Annotated in this window: 20 protein-coding genes and 1 pseudogene; 17 read left to right on the forward strand and 4 right to left on the reverse strand. The window is 65.2% G+C overall.

The annotated features are described in order from the left end of the window. Positions 1-128 precede the first annotated feature (128 nt). From rplI to AC1RUK_RS17765, 11 genes are all read left to right on the forward strand, one after another. The gene (gene rplI / locus AC1RUK_RS17715) at positions 129-713 is read left to right on the forward strand and encodes a 50S ribosomal protein L9 (protein ID WP_481834577.1); all 585 of its coding nucleotides are present in this window, start codon (positions 129-131) and stop codon (positions 711-713) included. A 396-nt stretch (positions 714-1,109) separates the two neighbouring features. Beyond that, positions 1,110-2,399 carry a cyclopropane fatty acid synthase gene (locus AC1RUK_RS17720; RefSeq protein ID WP_481834576.1) on the forward strand — a complete coding sequence of 430 codons (1,290 nt, stop codon included), beginning with the start codon at positions 1,110-1,112 and terminating at the stop codon, positions 2,397-2,399. A gap of 73 nt (positions 2,400-2,472) precedes the next feature. Further along, positions 2,473-2,796, forward strand: coding sequence for a YnfA family protein (locus AC1RUK_RS17725; protein ID WP_481834575.1), 324 nt, complete (start codon positions 2,473-2,475; stop codon positions 2,794-2,796). A 3-nt stretch (positions 2,797-2,799) separates the two neighbouring features. After that, on the forward strand, positions 2,800-3,762 hold the full coding sequence (locus AC1RUK_RS17730) for a small ribosomal subunit Rsm22 family protein (protein WP_481834574.1): 963 nt from the start codon (positions 2,800-2,802) through the stop codon (positions 3,760-3,762). Between the two features lie 235 nt (positions 3,763-3,997). Further along, positions 3,998-5,488, forward strand: coding sequence for a replicative DNA helicase (locus AC1RUK_RS17735; protein WP_436171796.1), 1,491 nt, complete (start codon positions 3,998-4,000; stop codon positions 5,486-5,488). A gap of 116 nt (positions 5,489-5,604) precedes the next feature. Next, a complete protein-coding gene (radA, locus tag AC1RUK_RS17740) occupies positions 5,605-7,023 on the forward strand; it encodes a DNA repair protein RadA (protein WP_436171795.1) in 1,419 nt (472 codons plus the stop codon). Positions 7,024-7,064: 41 nt separating this feature from the next. Next, positions 7,065-7,742 (forward strand): CvpA family protein, encoded by a 678-nt coding sequence (locus AC1RUK_RS17745; protein ID WP_436171794.1) that lies wholly within the window; start codon positions 7,065-7,067, stop codon positions 7,740-7,742. Between the two features lie 110 nt (positions 7,743-7,852). Next, positions 7,853-9,322, forward strand: coding sequence for an amidophosphoribosyltransferase (gene purF, locus AC1RUK_RS17750; protein WP_436171793.1), 1,470 nt, complete (start codon positions 7,853-7,855; stop codon positions 9,320-9,322). Between the two features lie 21 nt (positions 9,323-9,343). Continuing rightward, entirely contained in the window at positions 9,344-10,099 is a 756-nt protein-coding gene (locus AC1RUK_RS17755) for an SDR family NAD(P)-dependent oxidoreductase (RefSeq protein ID WP_436171792.1), read from the forward strand. Positions 10,100-10,184: 85 nt separating this feature from the next. Then, positions 10,185-10,814, forward strand: coding sequence for a hypothetical protein (locus AC1RUK_RS17760; protein ID WP_436171791.1), 630 nt, complete (start codon positions 10,185-10,187; stop codon positions 10,812-10,814). A 134-nt stretch (positions 10,815-10,948) separates the two neighbouring features. Then, a complete protein-coding gene (locus AC1RUK_RS17765; RefSeq protein ID WP_006202291.1) occupies positions 10,949-11,170 on the forward strand; it encodes a hypothetical protein in 222 nt (73 codons plus the stop codon). 252 nt (positions 11,171-11,422) lie between these two features. Here the strand turns inward: AC1RUK_RS17765 and AC1RUK_RS17770 are convergent, their stop codons facing one another. Next, a complete protein-coding gene (locus AC1RUK_RS17770; protein WP_436171790.1) occupies positions 11,423-11,929 on the reverse strand; it encodes an OsmC family protein in 507 nt (168 codons plus the stop codon). Between the two features lie 296 nt (positions 11,930-12,225). Here AC1RUK_RS17770 and AC1RUK_RS17775 point away from each other — a divergent pair, with 296 nt between their 5' ends. From AC1RUK_RS17775 to AC1RUK_RS17785, 3 genes are all read left to right on the forward strand, one after another. Then, complete coding sequence (locus tag AC1RUK_RS17775) at positions 12,226-13,737, forward strand: S10 family peptidase (protein WP_481840074.1); 1,512 nt, start codon at positions 12,226-12,228, stop codon at positions 13,735-13,737. Positions 13,738-13,885: 148 nt separating this feature from the next. Continuing rightward, positions 13,886-14,773 carry a DMT family transporter gene (locus AC1RUK_RS17780; protein WP_436171788.1) on the forward strand — a complete coding sequence of 296 codons (888 nt, stop codon included), beginning with the start codon at positions 13,886-13,888 and terminating at the stop codon, positions 14,771-14,773. A gap of 94 nt (positions 14,774-14,867) precedes the next feature. After that, positions 14,868-15,755 carry a DMT family transporter gene (locus AC1RUK_RS17785; protein WP_481834572.1) on the forward strand — a complete coding sequence of 296 codons (888 nt, stop codon included), beginning with the start codon at positions 14,868-14,870 and terminating at the stop codon, positions 15,753-15,755. Between the two features lie 130 nt (positions 15,756-15,885). Here AC1RUK_RS17785 and AC1RUK_RS17790 read toward each other — a convergent pair whose 3' ends face one another. Further along, entirely contained in the window at positions 15,886-16,764 is an 879-nt protein-coding gene (locus AC1RUK_RS17790; RefSeq protein WP_481834571.1) for a LysR substrate-binding domain-containing protein, read from the reverse strand. A gap of 113 nt (positions 16,765-16,877) precedes the next feature. On the opposite strand from AC1RUK_RS17790, the pseudogene AC1RUK_RS17795 reads away from it, so the two are divergent. Further along, positions 16,878-17,284 (forward strand): annotated as a pseudogene (locus AC1RUK_RS17795) (tautomerase family protein). Positions 17,285-17,427: 143 nt separating this feature from the next. Further along, complete coding sequence (locus AC1RUK_RS17800; RefSeq protein ID WP_481834570.1) at positions 17,428-19,650, forward strand: AMP-binding protein; 2,223 nt, start codon at positions 17,428-17,430, stop codon at positions 19,648-19,650. A gap of 113 nt (positions 19,651-19,763) precedes the next feature. Here AC1RUK_RS17800 and pssA read toward each other — a convergent pair whose 3' ends face one another. Beyond that, positions 19,764-20,579: a CDP-diacylglycerol--serine O-phosphatidyltransferase gene (gene pssA, locus AC1RUK_RS17805; RefSeq protein ID WP_436171783.1), complete on the reverse strand. Its 816-nt coding sequence runs from the start codon at positions 20,577-20,579 to the stop codon at positions 19,764-19,766. 3 nt (positions 20,580-20,582) lie between these two features. Beyond that, complete coding sequence (locus AC1RUK_RS17810) at positions 20,583-21,281, reverse strand: phosphatidylserine decarboxylase (RefSeq protein WP_481834569.1); 699 nt, start codon at positions 21,279-21,281, stop codon at positions 20,583-20,585. 231 nt (positions 21,282-21,512) lie between these two features. Here AC1RUK_RS17810 and AC1RUK_RS17815 point away from each other — a divergent pair, with 231 nt between their 5' ends. After that, positions 21,513-22,388, forward strand: a complete 876-nt coding sequence (locus tag AC1RUK_RS17815; RefSeq protein ID WP_481840075.1) for an SMP-30/gluconolactonase/LRE family protein — start codon at positions 21,513-21,515, stop codon at positions 22,386-22,388. The last annotated feature ends 44 nt before the right edge of the window (positions 22,389-22,432 follow it).

A 22,432-nucleotide genomic window follows, 5' to 3' on the forward strand; every position in this document is an offset into this window, starting at 1 on the left:
AGTTGAGGTGAAAAGCCTCTAACTGCCGCGACAGGCAGGACAGCGACACCGGCGGTAACCGCCCCTTTTGCTTCCTGACCTGTTCCAGAGAATTCGGCGTCTACGCCTAACCTTAAAGGAACAAAACCATGGAAGTCATTCTTCTCGAACGCGTTTCCCGCCTCGGCCAGATGGGCGATACCGTCAAGGTCAAGGACGGCTTTGCCCGCAATTTCCTGCTGCCGCAGGGCAAGGCGCTGCGCGCCAACGAAGCCAACAAGAAGAAGTTCGAGGGCCAGCGCGCCCAGCTCGAAGCCCGTAACCTCGAGCGCAAGTCGGAAGCCGCGCAGGTTGCCGAGAAGCTCGACGGCAAGAGCTTCATCGCCGTGCGTTCGGCCGGCGAGACCGGCCAGCTGTACGGTTCGGTGTCGACCCGCGACATCGCCGACCTGCTGACGACCGAGGGCTTCTCGGTCAACCGCAACCAGATCCAGCTCAACCAGCCGATCAAGACCATCGGTGTGACCAATGTGGCGATCGCGCTGCATCCGGAAGTCGAGGTCACGATCACGCTCAACATCGCCCGCACGGCCGACGAAGCCGAGCGCCAGGCCAAGGGCGAGACGCTGACCACCGCCGAAGCCATTTATGGCGAAGACATCAACGACAATGCACGGCCGGAGAACTTCTTCGACCCGAACGCCGAGTTCGAAGGCGGCGAAGAGAACGCCTGATCTATAAGATACGAGCGCGTCCTGTGGGCGCGCCTGGGTGTGTTGAGATTCAGGTCAGACCGCGCCGAGAATGGTGGGGTCCGAGAACCGGAGCGGAGCGTACATTGAGTACGCGAGCACCGGAGGCGCAGGAAACCGCCATTCGCAGGCCGGTCTCACCTGAATATCAGCACACCCATTCTGGACCAACGCCCGGGCCTCTGACCCGGGCTTTTTTGTGCCAAATGGAACTTTTCGAGCCCCTATATCTTGTTGCAGATTATAGCGTCGTGCGCCCTTTGGACGGGGAAAGGACGCTGTAGAAACTTTGTTTGGCGCATGATCCTTTCCGAGATCGGTGTCGATTTTCGGGGTCATGCGCGAACAGCCTGTCTGACCGTGAGGGGACATTTGGTCATGAATATTCTGTTGAAGCGCGTTTTCGACGGTCTAGTGCGGACCGGCAATCTCAAGGTAACCGGCCCCAAGGGTTTAGCCGTGGTTTTCGGCGACGGCAGCGGCGAGCCGGTCCACATGCACATCAAGACCAGGCATGCCGAACGCGCCATCACCTTCGATCCGATGCTGGCGGTGCCGGAAGCCTACATGGACGGAGAGCTCGACATTCTCGAGGGCGGCGTGCTCGGCGTGATGCGCATCGCCTTCCAGAACATGGGCAGCGGCGGCATCGACGCCACCTGGTCGAAGGCGATCGAGGGCCTGCGCCATGCCTTCCGCCGGCTGCAGCAGATCAACACCGCCTCGCGCGCGCGGCGCAACGTGCAGCGCCACTATGATCTCTCGGGCGACCTCTACCGGCTCTTCCTCGACGAGGACATGCAATATTCCTGCGCCTATTTCGAGCAGCCCGACATGACGCTCGACGAGGCGCAGGCCGCCAAGAAGCGCCACATCGCCGCCAAGCTCAGGCTGAAGGCCGGCCAGACGGTGCTCGATATCGGTTCCGGCTGGGGCGGGCTCGGGCTTTATCTTGCGAAATCCTTCGACGTCGATGTGCAAGGTGTCACCCTGTCGACCGAACAGCACGGGGTCGCAACCGACCGCGCCCATGCGCAAGGGCTCCAGGACCGCGTCCATTTCGACCTGATAGACTATCGCGAACTCAACGAGCGCTTCGACCGCATCGTCTCGGTCGGCATGTTCGAACATGTCGGCGTCAACCACTACCGCACCTTCTTCGAAAAGTCGGCGACGCTTTTGAAGCCGGACGGCGTCATGCTGCTGCACACGATCGGCCGCTCCGGCGTGCCGTGGGCGACCAGCGCCTTCGTCCGCAAATACATCTTCCCAGGCGGCTACGTCCCGGCACTTTCCGAGGTCATGCCGGCGATCGAGAAGTCCGGCCTCGTCGTCACCGACGTCGAGATGCTCAGGCTGCACTATGCCGACACGCTGAAGCATTGGGGCCAGCGCTTCGCCGCCAACCGCGACAAGGCCAAGGCTATCTATGACGAGCGTTTCTGCCGCATGTGGGAGTTCTATCTGGCCGCCTCGGAAGCCGCTTTCCGCTGGCAGGACCTGGTGATCTTCCAGATCCAGCTCGCCAAGATGAACGACACGCTGCCGATGACGCGCGACTATATGGGCAAATGCGAGAAGGCACTGGAAATGCGCGACATGGGGCACCGGCAGGAGGCGCCCGTCGCCAAGCCCACCCGCCGCCGCAAGGTTGCGGACGGCGAGTAGCGCGCCGGCGACCCTTGGTCTTGCCATAGCCCTCTCAAGCATGAAAAAGGTCTCGTTATCGCGAGACCTTTTCATGACCTACCTCATCTACATCTCTGCCGCGCTTGCCGAGATCGCCGGCTGCTTTTCGTTCTGGGCGTGGTGGCGGCTGGAGAGATCACCGCTGTGGCTGGCGCCCGGCCTCGTCTCGCTGGCGCTGTTCGGCTTCCTGTTGGCGCTGGTCGACACCAACGCCGCCGGCCGCGCCTATGCCGCTTATGGCGGCATCTACATCGCGGCGTCGCTCGGCTGGCTGTGGCTGGTGGAGGGGATGCGCCCCGACCGCTGGGATCTTGGCGGTGCCGCGCTTTGCATCATCGGCGCCTCGGTCATTCTTCTGGCGCCGAGGGGAGCCTGAGCCGTGGAACTGCCCGCCCCGCTGCGGCAAGGCGTCGAGCGCCTGCTCGACAAGGTGCCGCTGCCTGTCTTGAAGCAAGCGGCAAGGACGCTGTCCGACCGCTACCGGGCCGAACTGCGCGACGGCCGGTTGCACATGGCCGAGGAGATGGCGGTCAGGGCCTATCTGGCGACGCGGCTGCCGGCGACCTACGCCGCCGTGCGTGCCAGCCTCGACGCGCTGGCAGATGCCCGCCCCGACTTCGCGCCGAAGAGCCTGCTCGATGTCGGTGCCGGCCCTGGCACGGTGCTTTGGGCCACCACCGACCTCTGGCCCGATCTCGAAGCGGCGGTACTGCTGGAAGCCAGTGCCGCGGTGCGCAAGGTTGGCGAGACGCTCGCCGTCGACGCGATCACCGCCAAGACTGCATGGATCGCCGGCGACGTCACCATCGACCTTGCCGACCTCAAACCGGCCGATCTGGTCAGCTGTGCCTATGTACTGGACGAGATCACGCCGGCATCGCTGCCGAAGCTCGTCAACAGGCTCTGGCAACTGACCGCCGACACGCTGCTGATCGTCGAGCCGGGCACGCCGGCCGGCTGGCAGCGCATTCTTGCCGTGCGCCAGCAGTTGATCGAGACGGGCGCACATGTCCTGGCACCATGCCCGCATGAGGCGCCCTGCCCGCTTGCCCAGCCCGACTGGTGTCATTTTTCGCGCCGCGTCGCCCGCTCGCGCCTGCACCGGCTGGCCAAGGACGCCGACGTGCCGTGGGAAGACGAGAAATTCATCTATGTCGCCGCTTCTCGGCAGCCAGCCCCCACCCGCCCCGCACGAGTGATCGCGCCGCCGAAATCCGGCTCAGGCAAGGTGTTGCTGAAGCTTTGCGAACCGGACGGCAGCGCCGGCGAGAAGCTCTTCACCAAGCGCGACGGCGAGGCGTTCAAGGTGGCGCGGCGGCTGGACTGGGGCGATGCCGTCTAGCGGTTGCGTTCGTCCGCAGGTTGATTTTGTTCCTTATTTGTTCTACTATATGCAGAATCACCACCTTGCCGAGTCAACCGGAATCGGAGCACGAGAATTCTGTCCTGTGGACGGTGTGCTTCTCCTGTGAACAGTGGGCATCAAAGCTGGTTGGACAGGTACTGTTGCAGATAAGTCAGCACCGGCTTTTGTCCGTTCTGATATCGAGAATGCGGGATCGAAATTCGGGGACATCATGGCTGAGGCAGCACGCAAATTCGGCGTCGCGGAAACACCGCTTTATCGCGAAGCACCGAACAACATCGAGGCCGAGCAGGCGCTGCTCGGGGCCATCCTCGTCAACAACGATGCCTTCTACCGCGTCTCCGATTTCCTGAAAGCCGGGCATTTCTACGAGCCGCTGCACAGGAAAATCTTCGAGGTCGCAGCCGAACTCATCCGCATGGGCAAGGTGGCGACGCCGATCACGCTAAAAACCTTCCTGCCGGCCGACGAAAAGGTCGGCGACATGACGGTGGCGCAATATGTCGTGCGGCTTGCCGTCGAGGCCGTCACCGTCGTCAACGCCACCGACTATGGCCGCGCCATCTATGACTTGGCCACGCGCCGCGCGCTGATCACCGTCGGCGAGGACATGGTCAACATCGCCTATGACGCGCCGGTCGACATGTCGCCCTCCGAGCAGATCGAGGACGCCGAGCGGCGCCTGTTCGAGCTGGCCGAGACCGGCCGCTACGATGGCGGCTTCGAAAGCTTCACCGACGCGGTCAAGACCGCTGTCGACATGGCCAATGCCGCCTATATGCGCGACGGGCACCTGTCGGGCGTCGCCACAGGTCTGCGCGACCTCGACCGCCGCATGGGCGGCCTGCAGCCGTCCGACCTGATCATCATCGCCGGCCGCCCAGGCATGGGCAAGACGTCCTTGGCCACCAACATGGCCTTCAACATCGCCGAGGCCTATGTGCCGGCGCAGCAGGCCGACGGTTCGTTCAAGGCCGCCAATGGCGGCGTCGTCGGCTTCTTCTCGCTGGAAATGTCGTCGGAGCAGCTCGCCACCCGCATCATCTCCGAGCAAACCGAGATTCCGTCGTCAAAAATCCGCCGCGGCGAGATTTCCGAGATGGATTTCGAGAAGCTGGTCGCCTGCTCGCAGACCATGCAGAAGATTCCGCTGTTCATCGACCAGACCGGCGGCATTTCCATTGCCCAGTTGTCCGCCCGCGCACGGCGCCTGAAACGCCAGCGCGGCCTCGACCTCATCGTCATCGACTATATCCAGCTGATGCAGGGATCGAGCGCCAAATCCTCGCAGAACCGCGTGCAGGAAATCACCGAGATCACCACCGGCCTGAAGGCGCTCGCCAAGGAGCTCAGCGTGCCGATCATCGCGCTGTCGCAGCTGTCGCGTCAGGTCGAAAGCCGCGACGACAAGCGCCCGCAACTGTCGGATTTGCGCGAATCCGGCTCGATCGAGCAGGACGCCGACGTGGTGATGTTCGTGTATCGCGAGGAGTACTACCTGAAGAACCGCGAGCCGAAGCCCGGCACCGACGAATACGTCAAGTGGGAAAACGAGATGAACGAGATGCGCGGCAAGGCCGAAGTCATCGTCGCCAAGCAGCGTCACGGCCCGACAGGTTCGGTCAGCCTCGCCTTCCAGGGCGAGTTCACCCGCTTCTCCGACCTTGCCGAGGAGCATCATCTGCCGGATCGGTTTGAGTAGGCGCTTGGTAGAAGTCGTACCAAACCGCAGCGCTCTACGGCGCCCCCCTCTGTCCTGCCGGACAGAGGGGGGCGCGAAGGATCACGGCGCTCGCCAATTGGCGAAAAGGTAAGAGCGTGGCCAAATCGCGCGTCCAGTTCATCTGCCAGAATTGCGGCTCGGTGCATCAGCGCTGGGCCGGCAAGTGCGATGCTTGCGGCGAATGGAACACGCTCGTCGAGGAAGGCACGGCCGGCGGCATCGGTTCCGGCCCGGCCAACACGCGCAATGCCCGCAAGGGCCGCGCCGTGGTGCTGACCAGCCTGTCCGGCGACATCGAGGACGCGCCGCGCATCGTCTCCGGCATCGGCGAGCTCGACCGCGCCACCGGCGGCGGTTTTGTCCGCGGCTCGGCCCTTCTAGTTGGCGGCGATCCCGGCATCGGCAAGTCGACGCTGCTCACCCAGGCGGCGGCGGCGCTGGCGTCAAAAGGCCACCGCATCGTCTATGTCTCGGGCGAGGAAGCTGTCGCCCAGATCAGGCTGCGCGCCCAGCGGCTTGGCGTCGCCGACACGCCGGTCGAGCTTGCCGCCGAGACCAATGTCGAGGACATCCTGGCGACGATCGCCGACGGCAAGCGGCCGGACCTGGTGATCCTCGATTCGATCCAGACGCTGTGGACCGACATGGCCGATTCGGCGCCGGGCACCGTCACCCAGGTGCGCGCCGCCGCCCAGGCGATGATCCGCTATGCGAAATCCACAGGGGCGGCGATCGTGCTCGTCGGCCATGTCACCAAGGAAGGCCAGATCGCCGGACCGCGCGTCGTCGAGCACATGGTCGACGCCGTGCTCTATTTCGAGGGCGAAGGCGGCCATCATTACCGCATCCTGCGCACGGTGAAGAACCGTTTTGGGCCGACCGACGAGATCGGCGTCTTCGAAATGTCGGACAAGGGCCTGCGCGAGGTCGCCAATCCGTCGGAGCTGTTCCTCGGCGAACGCCATGCGAAATCGCCGGGGGCCGCGGTTTTCGCCGGCATGGAAGGCACGCGTCCGGTGCTGGTCGAGATCCAGGCGCTGGTGGCGCCCTCCTCGCTGGGCACGCCGCGCCGCGCCGTCGTCGGCTGGGACGGTGCGCGTCTGTCGATGGTGCTGGCCGTGCTGGAGGCGCATTGCGGGGTGCGCTTCGGCACGCACGATGTCTATCTCAACGTCGCCGGCGGCTACCGGATTTCGGAGCCCGCCGCCGATCTCGCGGTGGCGGCAGCACTGGTTTCGTCGCTCACCGGTCTTGCCCTTCCGGCCGATTGCGTCTATTTCGGCGAAATCAGCCTGTCGGGCGCGGTGAGGCCGGTTGCGCATGCGCAGCAGCGCCTCAGGGAGGCCGAAAAGCTGGGTTTCGGGAGCGCGGTTCTGCCCTTGGGCAGCGAGGAACTTGTTGGTGGTAATGGGGCCGGGGGGATCGGGGCCAGCGCTTTCCAGCCCACCGAGCTTGCCGATCTCGTGGCGCGCATAGCCGGCTCACGGCGCAGCCGCGCCGACGAGGAAGAGTGACGCGGCTCGTCGAGCCGTGAAAAAAGACAGGGGCGAAGGACATGCCGATTACGCTGCTTGACGGAATTCTCGTCGGCTTCACCCTGGTCTCCGCGATGCTGGCCATGGTTCGCGGCTTCTCCCGCGAGGTGCTGTCAGTGGTTTCCTGGGCTGCGGCGGCGGCAGCGGCCTTCTTCTTCTACAAGCCGGTTCTGCCTTACGTTCAGCCCTATCTGGACAATGAAAAGATCGCCATGGCGGCGGCGGCCGGCATCGTCTTCGTCATCGCGCTGATCGTCGTTTCCGTCATCACCATGAAGCTCGCCGACTGGATCATCGATTCCAGGATCGGCGCGCTCGACCGCACGCTGGGTTTCCTCTACGGCGCGGCGCGCGGCATCCTGGTGGTCGCGGTGGCGCTTTTGTTCTTCAATTGGCTGGCCGGCGCCAAGGCTCCGGCCTGGGTCGCCAACGCCAAGTCGCGGCCGCTGCTGGAACAGATCGGCGCCAAGCTGGAAAGCCTGCTGCCCGAGGATCCGGAAAACACCATCCTGAAGAAGCTGAACCCGAATCAGCCGGCGGCACCCGAGGCCGGCACAGAGGCCCCCGCCGCGCCGACAACGGAAGCACCGGCAACCGGCGACGATGCCCCGGCGCCCGACGACAGCGAAAGCGATGCGCCGGCCGACAATGCACCGGCCCAGCCCGCCAATCCTGCGCCCGCGGCGCCGGCAAACTGATACCTGGCCAACGAGGGCCAGGCCTGACGATGATGTGAAACGCCGCGGCATGCGTTGCTTTCGACGCGCTATCGCCTTATATGGCGATTTTAGCGGAGCTTGAGCCCCACATGGCAGACGCAGACGACGTGCTTTCCGCCGAGGCCGACGACCATTTCCACGACGAATGCGGCGTGTTCGGCATATTCGGCCGGCAGGATGCCGCGGCCATCGTCACGCTCGGCCTGCACGCGCTGCAGCATCGCGGCCAGGAAGCCGCCGGCATCGTCTCCTATGACGGCAGCCAGTTCCACGTCGAACGCCATGTCGGCCTGATCGGCGACACTTTCACCAAGCAGCGCGTCATCGACAGCCTGCAAGGCAACCGCGCCATCGGCCACACCCGCTATGCCACGACCGGCGGCGCCGGCCTGCGCAACATCCAGCCCTTCTTCGCTGAACTTGCCGATGGCGGTTTCGCCGTCGCCCACAATGGCAATCTGACCAACGCGATGACCGTGCAGCGCGCGCTGCAGAAGCAGGGCGCGATCTTCTCGTCGACCTCCGACACCGAGACGCTCTTGCATCTGGTCGCCACCAGCAAGGAGCGCGATCTCAACTCGCGCTTCATCGACGCGGTGCGCCAGGTCGAAGGCGCCTTCTCGCTGGTGGCGATGACGGCCAAGAAGATGATCGGCTGCCGCGACCCGCTAGGCATCCGCCCGCTGGTGCTGGGCGACCTCGACGGCGCCTGGATCCTCGCTTCCGAAACCTGCGCGCTCGACATCATCGGCGCCCGCTTCGTGCGCGACCTGAAGGCCGGCGAGATGGTCGTCGTCACCGCCAAGGGCATCGAGAGCCTGTTCCCGTTCGAGCAGCAGAAGACCCGCTTCTGTATCTTCGAATATGTCTATTTCGCGCGGCCGGACTCGTCGGTCGAGGGCCGCAACGTCTATGAGGTTCGCAAGCGCATCGGCGCGGAACTCGCGCAGGAAAGCCCCGTCGATGCCGACATCATCGTGCCGGTGCCGGATTCCGGCACCCCGGCGGCGATCGGCTTTTCCCAGGCCGCCGGCATTCCCTTCGAACTCGGCATCATCCGCAACCACTATGTCGGCCGCACCTTCATCCAGCCCGGCGATTCGATCCGCCACATGGGTGTGAAGCTGAAGCACAACGCAAACCGCCGCATGATCGAGGGCAAGCGCGTGGTGCTGGTCGACGACAGTATCGTGCGCGGCACCACCAGCCAGAAGATCGTGCAGATGGTGCGCGATGCCGGCGCCAAGGAAGTGCATATGCGCATCGCCTCGCCGCCGACCAGCGCGTCGTGCTTCTACGGCGTCGATACGCCGGAGAAGTCGAAGCTCTTGGCCTCGCGCATGTCCATCCAGGAGATGGCCGAATTCATCCGTGTCGATTCGCTCGGTTTCCTGTCGATCGACGGCCTCTACCGCGCCGTCGGCGAGGCCGGCCGCGACAATGAGCAGCCGCAATTCTGCGACGCCTGCTTCACCGGCCAGTACCCGACCCGCCTGCTCGACTTCGAAGGCCACGACAATGTGCGCACGCTGTCGCTGCTGGCGACGAGCGGGGCGTAGGCACCTCACGGAAGTTATCGCATGAGCCTCGACCTCTCCGGCCGCACCGCCGTTGTCACCGGCGCCTCGCGCGGCATCGGCTATTTCATCGCCAAGGAGCTTGCCGCCGCCGGTGCGCATGTGATTGCGGTGGCGCGGACCGTCGGCGGACTGGAAGAGCTTGACGACCAGATCAAGGCCGAACGCGCCAAAACCGGCAAGGGCGAAGCGACGCTGGTGCCGCTCGACCTCGCCGACATGGCCGGCATCGACCGGCTGGGCGGCGCCATCCATGAGCGCTGGGGCAAGCTCGACATCCTCGTCGCCAATGCCGGCGTGCTCGGCGTCATTTCGCCGATCGGCCATGTCGAGGCAAAAACCTTCGAGAAGGTGATGACCATCAATGTCACTTCGACCTGGCGGCTGATCCGCTCGGTCGACCCGCTGCTTCGGCTTTCCGATGCCGGACGCGCCATCATCCTGTCTTCCAACGCGGCACACTCGGCGCGCGCCTTCTGGGCACCCTATGCGGCCTCCAAGGCTGCGGTCGAGACGATGATGCGCTCCTGGGCGCATGAGACGCAGAGCCTGCCGTTGAGGGTCAACGCCGCCGACCCCGGCGCCACCCGCACCGCGATGCGCGCGCAGGCGGTGCCCGGCGAGGATCCGGAGACACTGCCGCATCCGTCCGAGATCGCAAAACGCATCGTGCCGCTGGCCAGCCCGACGCTCACCGAGACCGGGCTGATCTTCCAGGCCAAGCACAACCGCTTCGTCGCCTACCGGCAGCCGGAATAAACAGGCATTTCAGGCGGAAGAATTCCGCGCTCGGCGACGTTCTTCGAATGTAAAACATTCGAAACCCGAAGCACGGAGGACCACCATGCGCAGATTGCTTCTCGCCACCGCCGCCACCTTCGTTGCAGCAGCTGGCGTCGCCTATTCACAAGGCGCGACGATGAGTTTCTTCGTCACCAGCGTCGGCTCCGGCAAGGGCGCCGACCTTGGCGGCCTCAAGGGCGCCGATGCGCATTGCGCCTCGCTGGCCGAGGCCGCCGGTGTCACCGGCAAGACCTGGGCGGCCTATCTCTCGACCAGCGATGCCGATGCGCGCGACCGCATCGGCAAGGGTCCATGGGTCAACGCCAAGGGCGTCAAGATCGCCGACGATGTCGCCTCGCTGCACAGCGACGCCAATGCCATCAGCAAGGAGACGGCGCTCAATGAAAAGGGCGAAGTGGTCAACGGCCGCGGCGACAAGCCGAACCGGCATGATGTGCTGACCGGCTCGAAGCCAGACGGCACCAAGATCGCCGACCAGACCTGCGGCGACTGGACGATGAGCGGCGCGGAAGGCGTGGCGATGGTCGGCCACCACGACCGCACCGGGCTCGACGATTCGGCGGCCGCCAAGTCGTGGAATTCCTCGCATGCCTCGCGCGGCGGCTGCAGCCAGGAGGCGCTGCAAGGCACCGGCGGCGATGGGCTTTATTACTGCTTTGCAGTGAACTGAGCGGCTCTCGCGACGGACTGACATCACGCGGCTGTGATGCCGGGCGGAGCGCCGCGCACGACGCGCGCTTCCGCCACCCGGTCGGAGTTGCTAGGATCGCGGCGACTCCCACAACAGCAAAGCGAGGAAATTCCATGGCTGCTCCCAGCGTCGCACTTGTTTGGTATCTGGTGATCGCCGGCCCGCAAGGCGGCATGGTGGTGCTGCCCAGCACCTTCGACACCCGCGACCAGTGCACCAACGCAATCACCGAATACCAGAAGCAACCGACGCCGGCCGGCTGGGCGGTGAACTGCGTGCCGAGCGCCTCGCCGTTCACCGACGAAGGCGACGCGGAGGAACCGGCGGCGCAGTAGAGATGAGCGTGATCTCCCCCCTCGTGGGGGAGATGTCCGGCAGGACAGAGGGGGGCGCGAAGGATCGCCGACCTTCACTTAATCTATCTGTTGCGAAGCGATTTGGTTTGACTGAACAGGGCTGAGACGCTGGCGGGACAGCGCCCCCCTCTGCCTTGCCAGGCGTTCGTCGTTCGGAAAGCCAAGCAATTGGCTTTCCGTCCGCTTCGCGGACCACTCATCAACCCCCGCAAGGGGGGGAGATTGGCAGCGTCAGCGCCGCGCTGAAACCGCCAGCTCCGGCTTGTTGCTGATGGTCTGGAACACCACGCAGTAGCGCTCGGTCAGCTTCAGCAGCGCATCGATGCGCTCCTGCGGTTCATCCGTGTCGAGATTGAAATTGAGCCGGATGGCGCGGAAGCCGACCGGCGCATCCCTGGCCACGCCGAGCGTGCCGCGAAAGTCGAGGTCGCCTTCAGCCTCGACGGTTGCACTGCCAAGCCTGAATTCCAGCGCGGTGGCCACCGCCTTCAGCGTCACGCCGGCGCAAGCCACCAGCGCCTCCAGCAGCATGTCGCCCGAGCACAGTTCGAGCCCGGAGCCGCCGGTGGCCGGATGCAGGCCGGCGATGGCCAGCGCCCTGCCCGTCTCCACCTTGCAGGCGATCGACTGGTCGTCGACCGAACCCTTGGCCCGAAGCGTGATCAGCGCCCGCGAGGCATCGTCGCGATAGGCCTCTTTCAACGGCGCCTGCATGGCCTTGAGTGCGGTGGCGTCCATTTTCGTTTCCTTTCCGACAGTCTTTCGTGCTTGATAGCACTGTCTGCCGCTGCATGTGCAAGATCGATATCGCGGAGTTGGAGAAGGCGCTCAGGCAGGATTGAGGGTCTAGCCAGCAGTCCCAATAGCCGTCGGACAGCTCCCGCCTCGTTCCCCAACGGTTGCGATTGGCGAAAACAGAACATGACATCCAATCTCCCCCTTGCGGGGGAGACTAGCAGCTTCATTGACGGCATTTCCTTTGACATCGCTCGCCCCGGACATACCTATGCGACAGTCGTTCTCGCGGAGGCGTCATGCGTGCCAAGCTGAAACTCATTCCCGCCATCCTGCTGATGCTTGCCGCCTTCGCCCAACCAGTCCTCGCTGAAACAGCGGAGCGGCCGGCGCCTACAGGCGGCGTTCTGTCGCTGCTGCCATCGCCGCAGACCACCAGCCATTCGATCACGCTTGCCGGGCGCAAGCTGGACTATCAGTCGAAGGCCGGCACGCTGTCGCTGCTTTCCGGCAAGGGCGACGTCACGGCGGAGATCTTCTATGTCGCCTACACGCTGCGGCCGCAGGAGAACGCCGCGAAGCAACCGCAGCGGCCCATCACCTTCGTGTTCAACGGCGGCCCGGGAGCGGCGTCCGCCTATCTGCATCTCGGCGCGCTCGGCCCGCGCATCATCGCGACCGGTGCCAACGGCGAGTTCCTGCGCTCGCCGCAAAAACTCATCGACAATCCGGACAGCTGGCTCGACATGACCGACCTCGTCTTCGTCGATCCGGTCGGAACCGGATACAGCCGCGAGGCACCGGGCCAGGACACGCACGACTTCTGGGGCGTCAACCAGGATGCCAGTTCGATAGGCGCTTTCATCCGGCTCTTTCTTGCACAGAACGGCCGCACCGGATCGCCGCTCTTCCTCGCCGGGGAAAGCTATGGCGGGTTCCGCGCGGCGCTGCTCGCCAGGACCCTGCAGGAGGATATCGGCATCAGCCCGAACGGCATCGTGCTGATCTCGCCGGCGCTGGAATTCATGCTTGTCCAGCCGGACGAATTCGAGCCGCTGCACTGGGCGCTCGAACTCCCTTCGCTCGCGGCGGTGCGCCTGCGCGCCGAAGGCGTCAGCGGCGATGCGCTGCGGGAGAAGCTCGCCGAAGTCGAGCATTATGCGATGGGCGACTACCTTACGGCTTTGGCCAGCGGGCTGGAGCAGGGCGGGCGGCTGGCGAGCCAGCGCGTGGCGGAGGTAACCGGACTGCCGCTCGAACTCGTCCAGCGCAATTTCGCCCGTATCCCGACCGGGCTGTTCGCAAGGGAGTTTGCCCGCACCAGCGGCAAGGTGCTCAGCCCCTATGACGGCACGATCGCGACGGCCGACATCGCGCCCGAGAGCGCCCGCATCGCCGGCCCGGACCCGGTGCTCGACCGCAGCGTGCCGGTGCTGACCTCGGCCTTCGTCGCCTATGCCCGCGACGAGCTGAACTTTCGCACCGATGTCAGCTACCGGCTGCTCAACGACGAGATCAGCCACAATTGGGACTACGGCACCTCACGGCAAGGCTATGTGGGCGTGATGGACGATCTGCAGCGGGCGCGATCGCTGAACCCTGCGCTCGGCGTCGTCATCGTCAACGGCTACACCGACCTGGTCACGCCCTATCTCGGCTCGCGCTACCTGGTGAACCAGATCCCGTCGCTCGCCAATGCGAAACCGATTCGCCTCGATGTCGTCGAGGGCGGGCACATGATGTATTTCAAGCCTGACGGACGGCGCGCGCTGAAGGAAGCCGCTTCGGAGCTTTATCAGGCGACGCAGTGAGCGTTGCGACAGCGCGGTTCGCCAAGGAACCCCTGCCCCAACGCAAGCCCGCCGCTGGCGTAGCGCCGCGCTGGGTCTCGCCCGTATAGCCTGCGGCGTGGAGCTTGATTGGGCAGGCTTCCTTCTCGACAGCCGCCGGACCCGTCGCATGGCCGATATCGCCATTCTGGAAACCCGCGAAAGGGTGCTTGCCGGCATCCTGTTCACCGGCGGCGCCTATTTCCTGTTTTCGACGCAGGACGCTGCGATCAAATTGCTCGTCGTCGGCATCAGCGTCTGGCAGATCATGTTCTTCCGCAGCATCACCGTGCTCGCCGGCTGCGCGGTGATCGGCGGGCGGCGCGTGTTCGCCGACACAGCGCGCTCGCCCATCGTGCGGCCGATGCTGGTGCGCAGCGCCTTCACGCTTGCCGCCTGGCTTTGTTATTACAACGCCGCCCGTACTCTTCAGCTGGCCGAGCTCACCACCGTCTACTATGCCGCCCCGATCATCGTCACCGTGCTGTCGGTGTTCATGCTCGGCGAAAAGGTGCCGCTGCTGCGCTGGGTGGCGGTGCTGATCGGTTTTGCCGGGGTGTTCGTCGCTTGCGACCCCACCCATCTCGGCCTGTCCGTGCCGATCCTTCTGGTGCTGGCCGCCGCGCTGCTGTGGGGCATTGCCGTGGTGCTGCTGCGCAAGACCGCCATGCAGGAGCGAACGATGATCCAGCTCATCCTCAACAACTTCTACTTCCTGGTGTTTTCGACCGTGCCGGCGCTCATCTTGTGGCAGATGCCCGATGGCGGCCAACTGCTGCTTCTCATCAGCGTCGGCGCGCTCGGCGGCGTCGCGCAGTACCTGCTGTTCGAAGGCATGAAGCGGGCGCCGGTGTCCATCGTGGCGCCGTTCGAATACACGTCGCTGGTCTGGGCCTTCGCGCTCGGTTTCGCCATCTGGGGCGACGTGCCGCGCCGCGAAGTGTTTTTGGGGGCCGCGCTGATCATCGGTGCCGGCCTGCTGATCGTCGGCAACGAGCACTTTCGCAAGCGGCTGTAGGACATGGCGCAGATATGTGGGCAAAAGATCGCTGCTGACAGGATGGTGTCAGCATGAGACGGCGTAGTCTCCTGAAATGACAGAGGCTCTGAGCATGCCACCCACCGACACCGCCGCCGAGCGCACGCTCGGCATCATGCTGGTGTCGGCGTCGGCGGCCTTCTTCGCGCTGACCGGGGTTCTCACCAAATCGATCCATGCCGACCCGTTGACCATCACCTGCTGGCGCGGCTTTGTCGGCTCGATCCTGATCACCTTTTATGTGCTGTGGCGGCGGCGGCGCTCGGGCGGACGCGAGAGCCTCAGGCTCGGCTGGCGCGGCTGGCTGCTGGCGGTCGAAGGGGCGCTTGCCAGCATCGCCTTCATCGCCGCCTTCAAATTCACCTATGTCGCCAATGTCGCCATCATCTATGCCACGGCGCCTTTCATCACCGCGCTGCTTGCCTTCATCCTGGTGCGCGAGCCGTTCCGCATGCAAACGTTGGCCGCCGCCGCGGTGTCGCTGTGCGGCGTGGCGATCATGGTCGGGTCCGGCTTCGGCACCGGCCATCTGCTTGGCGACGGCCTGGCGCTGCTGATGACCGCCGGCGGCGCGCTCTACATGATCATGGTACGCGCCTTCCGCGACACGCCGGTGGTCTGGGCTGGCGCGGTTTCGGCCTTCCTTCTGTTCCTGCTCGGCTGGTTCGTCACCGATCCGTTGGCCGTTTCGGCCCGGGATTCCATGCTGCTCGCCACGTTCGGCGCCACCTTCGCGATGGCCTCGATCCTATGGACGGAGGGCTCGCGGCTGATCCCGGCGCCCGAATCCGGCCTGCTGGGGTCGGCCGAAATGCCGTTCGCGATCCTGTTTGCCTTCCTGTTCCTGGCCGAGATTCCGCCGGCCGCCAGCATGATCGGCGGTGCCATCGTGCTGTGCGCCGTGTTTGCCCATGCCGGCCGCGACTGGGTGCTGGCCAGGCGGAGCGCAGCCGATGGCTAAAATATTTTCGCAGTCACGGAACCATCATTCAACTCGGGCATTGTTGGTGCGACGGGTCACCCCCAAGTCCCCCCAAACCCCTCGACCCGTCCTACTTAAAGCCGATCGTAAGGTCGGCTTTTTCTTGGGATCAACCGATACTGCCTGTCAGAGCGAGATTGCCGCTCAGAAGTGCCGCCAGATCCCGCGCCGGCAGATCCCGCGCCGGCAGATCAGCACCCTGGCGCAACCGGATGGCGAATTCGGCTGATGGAACCGGCGGCAGGCCAAGGGCCCGCGGCGCTTCGACGATGCCGGAATGAGCAAAGCGCGCGGTGCGCAAGGTCAGCGCGATGCCGGCATTGACCGCCGTGCGCAGGCCGGCGAGGCTGGCGCTGCCGGCGGCGATGCGGTAGCGGCGGCCGGCCGCATCGAGTGCCGCAAGGGCTGCTTCGCGAAAGCCGCAATGCGGATCGAGCAGCGCCAGGGGTATCTCTTCTTGCCGCGCGGCCAGCCCTTTTTGCGAGCACAGCCAGAGCATCGGCTCGCGGAGCACGCCGATTTCGTCCGGCGCCTGGGCCTGGCGCATGGTGATGGCCAGATCGAGCAGACCGGCCTGCAGCGACTGCGCAAGTTCGGCGGAGCGGCCGACGCGCAGCTCGATCCTGACCCGCGGATGGCTGCCCGCGAAGGCCCGCAGCAGTTCCGGCAGGCCGCTGTCGGCGAAATCCTGTGTGGTGCCGATGGCGACGCGGCCATCGGCGCGCGCGCCCTTCAGCGCCAGCCAGGCTTCGGTGTGGACGGCGAGGATGCGCCTGGCATGGCCGACAAGGTCCTCGCCGGCCGGCGTCAGGCCGCGCCCCCGCCCCTGCGCGAGAAGCAGCGGCTCGCCGACGATCTCCTCCAGCCGCTGCATCTGTGCCGTCACCGCCGAGGGCGAACGGCCGACGACAGACGCCGCCTGCCCCAGCGAGCCACCATCGACGAAGGCGAGAAAGGTTTTGAGAAGATCGGGGTCGAGTGTCTGCATCGTTCGATATTATCGAATCATAACTTGAAAACAATTCGATCTTTTTGATGCGATGATCGTGGCATGGTTTTTCCAACGGCGAACAGACGCCGCAGCAACCCAGGAGAAAAACAATGCCGATCATCACTGTCAGCGTCACCGGCAAGCCCGACGCCAAACTGTCCGCGGCAATCGCCAAGAAGGTCACAGAACTGACGGCCACGCATCTGCGCAAGGACCCGACCATCACCGCGGTCGCCATCTCCTATCTCGACCCGCAGCACTGGTTCGCCGGCGGCAAGTCGCTGGCCGAGCATGGCGCCAACACCTTCTGGCTCGACATCAAGGTGGTCGACGGCACCAACACCAAGCTCGAGCTGGAGCCTATCTCCAGGCGGTGTTCGCCGCTTTCGACCACCTGCTGGGCCAAGTGCATGAGGAAAGCTACGCCTTCGTGCACGAAGTGCCGGCCGCCGCCTATGGTTTCGGCGGCAAGACGCAGGAGTTTCGGTTCATTAGCGGCAGGTTGAAGGCGGCCTAGGCACCTCTTCCCCTTGTCCCCTTACAAGGGGAGAAGGTCAGGGGCACTCAGTCCACATTGACGCCGCCCCCACTTCCGCTAGGCTCTGCCCCGAAGCGGCCGCCAAAGAGCCGCGACCTGGAGGACGTTGGGAGAGACGCGGCATGGTCCTGACATTGGCGCTGCTTGCGGGCCTCGTTGTGGCCTGGCTGCTGATCGGCGTGGTGGAGAAATTCCGCCTTGGCCTGCGTTTTACCCAGGCACTGCTCTTTGTGCCGTTCAAGCTCGCCTACCGGGTCGCCGACGAGCGCATCAGAATCGCCCGCAATGCGCCGGCGCCGGTGATCTATGTGGTCTCGCACCAGTCGCGCTTCGAGCCGGCGCTGATGCTGTCGCTGCTGCCGGACGACACGCTGCACATCCTCGACGAAGCCTCGGCCAGATCGCCCTGGCTGGAGCCGTGGCGCGAGCTTGGCCGCACCATCGCCTTCAACGCCGAACATGTCTTCGTCAGCCGGCGGCTGGTGCGGGTATTGAAGGGCAAGGGGCGGCTTGCCGTCTATCTACCCGATGCGGTCGAACCCGACGTCAAGGCGTTCCGGCTGTTTCGCGCCATCACGCGCATCGCCATGCAGGCCGATGCCAGGATCGTGCCTATCTTCGTCGCCGGCGCTCGCGATCTGCCGGTGTCGCTGACGCCGGCGGACAGAGCGCCGCGCCACTGGTTTCCACGGCTGTCGATCAGTGTGCTGGAGCCGATGACGATCGCCGAACTCGTGGCACGCAATCCCGACCAGGCCTCGAATACCAATGCGCTGTTCGACCGCGTCGCCGAGGCGCGGCTGTTCGGCAGCAATCTCGATCGCGGCCTGTTCCTGGCGATGCGCGACGCCGCGGACCGCGTCGGCGCCTCGCATCCGATCATCGAGGACGTCATCTCGGGCGCGATGAGCTACCGCAAGATGTTCATCGGCGCGCGCGTGCTCGGCCGCCGTTTCGAAGCGGTGACGGCGCCGGGCGAAGCTGTCGGTCTGCTGCTGCCCAACGCCAATGGCGTGGTGCTGTCCTTCGTCGGGCTTTTGTCGGCCGGCCGGGTGGCGGCGATGATCAACTACACCGCCGGACCGGCCAGCGTCACCGCCGCCGTGCGCACCGCCGTCATCCGCACTGTCGTCTCCTCGCGCGCCTTCATCGAGAAGGCCGGCATCGCCGACATTGTCGAGGCGGTCGAGGCGGGCGGCGCCAGGTTGCTGTGGCTGGAGGATGTGCGCGAAAGCGTGACGGCGCTGGACAAGCTGGCCGCAGCAGCACTGTGGCGCTTTCCGCTGCAGCCGCAGGATGCGGCAAAGCCGGCGGTGATCCTGTTCACCTCAGGCTCGGAAGGCACGCCCAAGGCCGTGGTGCTGTCGCACCGCAACCTCCACGCCAACGCCATGCAGGCCGAGGCCCGCATCACCATCTCGCCGTCGGACATCCTGCTCAACGTTCTGCCGGTGTTCCACTCCTTCGGGCTGACGGGCGGCACCATCCTGCCCTTGGTCACCGGGGTGAAACTGTTCCTCTATCCCTCGCCGCTGCACTACAAGATCATCCCCGAGATCGCCCGCAAGGTGAAGCCGACCATCATGTTCGGCACCGACACCTTTCTCGCCAATTATGCCCGTACCGCCAAGGACGGTGATTTCTCCAGCCTGCGCTTCGTCGTCGCCGGGGCCGAGGCGGTTAAGCCGGAGACGCGCCGCGTCTACCGCGAGCGCTTCCAGGCGGCGATAATCGAAGGCTTCGGGCTGACGGAAGCCGCCCCGGTCGTTGCCGTCAACACCGCCATCCATGGTCGCGACGGCACGGTCGGACGGCTGCTGCCGGCGATGCGCATGAAGCTCGAACCGGTCGAGGGTATCGACGATGCCGGCCGTCTCTGGCTCGATGGGCCGAACCTGATGATGGGCTACATGACCGCTGATCGTCCCGGCGAGTTGCAGCCGCTGGACGGCTGGCACGACACTGGCGATATCGTCTCGGTCGACCGCGACGGCTTCATCACCATTCGCGGCCGCGCCAAGCGCTTCGCCAAGATTGCCGGCGAGATGGTGTCGCTGGGCGCGGTCGAGATGCTGGTGCAGTCGCTGTGGCCGGAGGAGCGCCACGCGGCGGTGGCAGTGCCCGACAAAAGGCGCGGCGAGCGCATCGTGCTGGTCACCACCGCCGACGACGCAGACCCGGAGGAATTGCGCGCCTTCGGCAGGAAGGCGGGCGCGGCCGAGCTGATGGTGCCCAACGATATCGTCAAGGTCGAGGAGATCCCGGTTCTGGGCTCCGGCAAGACCGACTATGTCTCGACCCGCAAGCTGGTGATCGACCGGCTTGGGCTGAGTGCTGCGGCGTAGCGCAAGGAGCTGGAAGCCTTTCACCGCCGCGGGACAGCGCCCCCCTCTGTCCTGCCGGACAGAGAGGGGCGCGAAGGATCGCCACCGACGAAGATGAGCGTTTCCGAGGAAATTCAGCCGATATCCGAAGGCGGAACCTTCTCGCCCTCACGCTTGGCGCGCCTGGAATAGGCGCGCACGCTGAATGGCAGGAAGGCAAGGTAGCCGGCGACCGATGCGGTCAGCGTGTACCAGGGATAGGTCATCAGCAGCAGGACGTAGAGCACGACGGCGAGGATGACCGGCAGCACCTTGTCGCCCGGTACCTTGATGCTCTTGCCGGAATAGACCGGCAGCCGGCTGACCAGCAGGAAGGCGACCAGGACGGTGAAGCCGGTGGCAACAAGGGCGACGGGACGGCTGGGCTCGATACCGAGGCGCAGGAAGGACAGATAGAGCGGCAGCATCACCAGCACGGCGCCCGCCGGCGCCGGCACGCCGACGAAATATTCGGTCTGCCAGATCGGTCGGTCGGTCTCCTCGTCGAGCACGTTGAAGCGGGCAAGCCTCAAGCCGCAGGCGATGGTGAACAGAAGCGCTGCGATCCAGCCGAACGAACCAGCGCGATCGAGCATGAAGGCATAGAGGACGAGCGCCGGTGCTACGCCGAAATTGACGATGTCGGCCAGCGAATCCATCTGGGCGCCGAATTTCGACGTCGCTTTCAGCATGCGCGCCAGGCGGCCGTCTATGCCGTCGAGGAAGGCGGCGAGCAGCACCATCACCACCGCCGGCTCAAAGCGGCCTTCGAAGCCGAAGCGGATACCGGACAGGCCAGCGCAAATAGCAAGCACTGTGACCAGATTGGGCAGCACCATGCGCATCGGGATCTCGCGGATGCGCGGGCCGCCACTGCCATGCGCCTCGAACTTCTTAAACGGCGCGCCCACAGCTTACGAAATCCTGACGAGCGGCGTTGCGGCAGCGCCGCCGAATTCGGCCAATACGGTTTCACCGCCGACAGCCGTCTGGCCGACGGCGACGCGCGGCGTCGCGGCAACCGGCAGGAACACGTCGACGCGCGAGCCGAAGCGGATCAGCCCGAACCGCTCGCCAATGGCGATCGAGCCGCCGGTCTCGGCCCAGCAGACGATGCGCCGCGCCACCAGGCCGGCGATCTGCACGGCGGCGACCGTGCCATTGGGGCTGTCGATGACGATGCCGTTGCGCTCGTTCTCGGTGCTCGCCTTGTCGAGTTCGGCGTTGAGGAATTTTCCGGGCCGGTGCTCGATTTTTGTGATGCGGCCGCGCACCGGGGCGCGGTTCACATGGCAGGAAAACACGTTCATGAACACCGAGATGCGGGTCATTTCGCCGCTGCCCAGGCCAAGCTCGCGCGGCGGAACGGCCGGGCCGACCGCCGAGATGATGCCGTCGGCCGGGCTGACCACCAGCCGGTCGTCGACCGGCGTAACGCGCTCGGGATCGCGAAAGAAATAGACGCACCAGGCGGTCAGGATCAGGCCGATCCAGAACAGGATGGAGGAGAAATAGCCGAGGAAAAGCGTGCCCGCACCGAACGCGGCGATGAACGGATAGCCTTCGCGATGGATCGGAACGAACGCATTCTTGATCGTGTCGACGAGGCTCATGGGATGGGGGCAACCCTTGTTTCAGGTCCGGCCTCAATAGCCGAAAGGCCCCGCCGTCGCAACGCAACAATGGGGGAGGCTTGGAGCCGGCCGCAGACGCGTTTCAGCCGGCTGAGAAAAACCATCGCTGCCGTCGGGACCAGCCATGCTCGCTCGTCCTTGGAGAAACGGCGCTTGCATCGACACGTCCAAGGAGGCGAACGCCGCCGAAACCAGACCGTGGAGTCCACAATGCCCTCACAGACATCAGCTTCCAACCAGGCGCGTTTGGTGATGAGCGGCCTTGCCTTCGGCAAGTCGCCGCGCTGGCATGACGGGCGGCTCTGGGTCTGCAACTGGGGTACTGGCGAAATCCTCGCCATCGATACCGAAGGCAACAGCAAGGTCGTGCTCAAAATACCGGCCATCCTGCCCTACTCCATCGACTGGCTGCCGGACGGACGGCTGCTCGTTGTCTCGGGCCGCGAAGGCCTAGTGCTCAGGCAGGAAGCAGATAGCGCGCTTGTCACCCATGCCGATCTCAGGCCGCTGTCGAAGAGCCCTTGGAACGAGATCGTCGTCGACGGGCGCGGCAACATCTATGTCAATGGCGGCGGCCCGGCGCCGGCTCCGGGCGAGCATTTCGGTCCGGGCACCATCGTGCTGATCACGCCGGACGGCTCGGTCCGCCAGGTAGCCGAGGGCATCGCCTTCGCCAACGGCATGGTAGTGACCCCTGACAACAAGACGCTGATCGTCGCCGAATCGCACGCCAACCGGCTGACCGCCTTCGACATTACTGGCGATGGCAGTCTTGCCAACCGGCGGGTGTGGGCCGATCTCGGCAACGGCTTTCCCGACGGCATCTCACTCGATGCCGAGGGCGCCGTCTGGTATGCCGACGTGCCCAACCGGCATTGCGTGCGGGTGCTCGAAGGCGGCGCGGTGCTGCAGACCGTCGGCACCGATCGCGGCTGCTTCGCCTGCATGCTCGGCGGCGCCGACGGAACGACGCTGTTCATCACCGCCGCCGAATGGCGCGGCTTCGAACACATGATCAGCGATGCCCGCACCGGCCAGGTGCTGAGCGTCGCGGCGCCGATACCTGGGGCGGGCTGGCCTTCCTAGAGCGGATCAGTGTCTGAACCGCCCTAACTTTGTCTTTGCGCAAT

The organism is Mesorhizobium monacense, from assembly GCF_056781675.1.

What these genes read in the sequence shown, in the direction of transcription:
- rplI (WP_481834577.1), top strand. Translation starts at nt 129, where the DNA reads ATGGAAGTCATTCTTCTCGAACGCGTTTCCCGCCTCGGCCAGATGGGC.
- AC1RUK_RS17720 (WP_481834576.1), top strand. Translation starts at nt 1,110, where the DNA reads ATGAATATTCTGTTGAAGCGCGTTTTCGACGGTCTAGTGCGGACCGGC.
- AC1RUK_RS17725 (WP_481834575.1), top strand. Translation starts at nt 2,473, where the DNA reads ATGACCTACCTCATCTACATCTCTGCCGCGCTTGCCGAGATCGCCGGC.
- AC1RUK_RS17735 (WP_436171796.1), top strand. Translation starts at nt 3,998, where the DNA reads ATGGCTGAGGCAGCACGCAAATTCGGCGTCGCGGAAACACCGCTTTAT.
- AC1RUK_RS17745 (WP_436171794.1), top strand. Translation starts at nt 7,065, where the DNA reads ATGCCGATTACGCTGCTTGACGGAATTCTCGTCGGCTTCACCCTGGTC.
- purF (WP_436171793.1), top strand. Translation starts at nt 7,853, where the DNA reads ATGGCAGACGCAGACGACGTGCTTTCCGCCGAGGCCGACGACCATTTC.
- AC1RUK_RS17755 (WP_436171792.1), top strand. Translation starts at nt 9,344, where the DNA reads ATGAGCCTCGACCTCTCCGGCCGCACCGCCGTTGTCACCGGCGCCTCG.
- AC1RUK_RS17760 (WP_436171791.1), top strand. Translation starts at nt 10,185, where the DNA reads ATGCGCAGATTGCTTCTCGCCACCGCCGCCACCTTCGTTGCAGCAGCT.
- AC1RUK_RS17765 (WP_006202291.1), top strand. Translation starts at nt 10,949, where the DNA reads ATGGCTGCTCCCAGCGTCGCACTTGTTTGGTATCTGGTGATCGCCGGC.
- AC1RUK_RS17770 (WP_436171790.1), bottom strand. Translation starts at nt 11,929, where the DNA reads ATGGACGCCACCGCACTCAAGGCCATGCAGGCGCCGTTGAAAGAGGCC.
- AC1RUK_RS17775 (WP_481840074.1), top strand. Translation starts at nt 12,226, where the DNA reads ATGCGTGCCAAGCTGAAACTCATTCCCGCCATCCTGCTGATGCTTGCC.
- AC1RUK_RS17780 (WP_436171788.1), top strand. Translation starts at nt 13,886, where the DNA reads ATGGCCGATATCGCCATTCTGGAAACCCGCGAAAGGGTGCTTGCCGGC.
- AC1RUK_RS17785 (WP_481834572.1), top strand. Translation starts at nt 14,868, where the DNA reads ATGCCACCCACCGACACCGCCGCCGAGCGCACGCTCGGCATCATGCTG.
- AC1RUK_RS17790 (WP_481834571.1), bottom strand. Translation starts at nt 16,764, where the DNA reads ATGCAGACACTCGACCCCGATCTTCTCAAAACCTTTCTCGCCTTCGTC.
- AC1RUK_RS17800 (WP_481834570.1), top strand. Translation starts at nt 17,428, where the DNA reads ATGGTCCTGACATTGGCGCTGCTTGCGGGCCTCGTTGTGGCCTGGCTG.
- AC1RUK_RS17810 (WP_481834569.1), bottom strand. Translation starts at nt 21,281, where the DNA reads ATGAGCCTCGTCGACACGATCAAGAATGCGTTCGTTCCGATCCATCGC.
- AC1RUK_RS17815 (WP_481840075.1), top strand. Translation starts at nt 21,513, where the DNA reads ATGCCCTCACAGACATCAGCTTCCAACCAGGCGCGTTTGGTGATGAGC.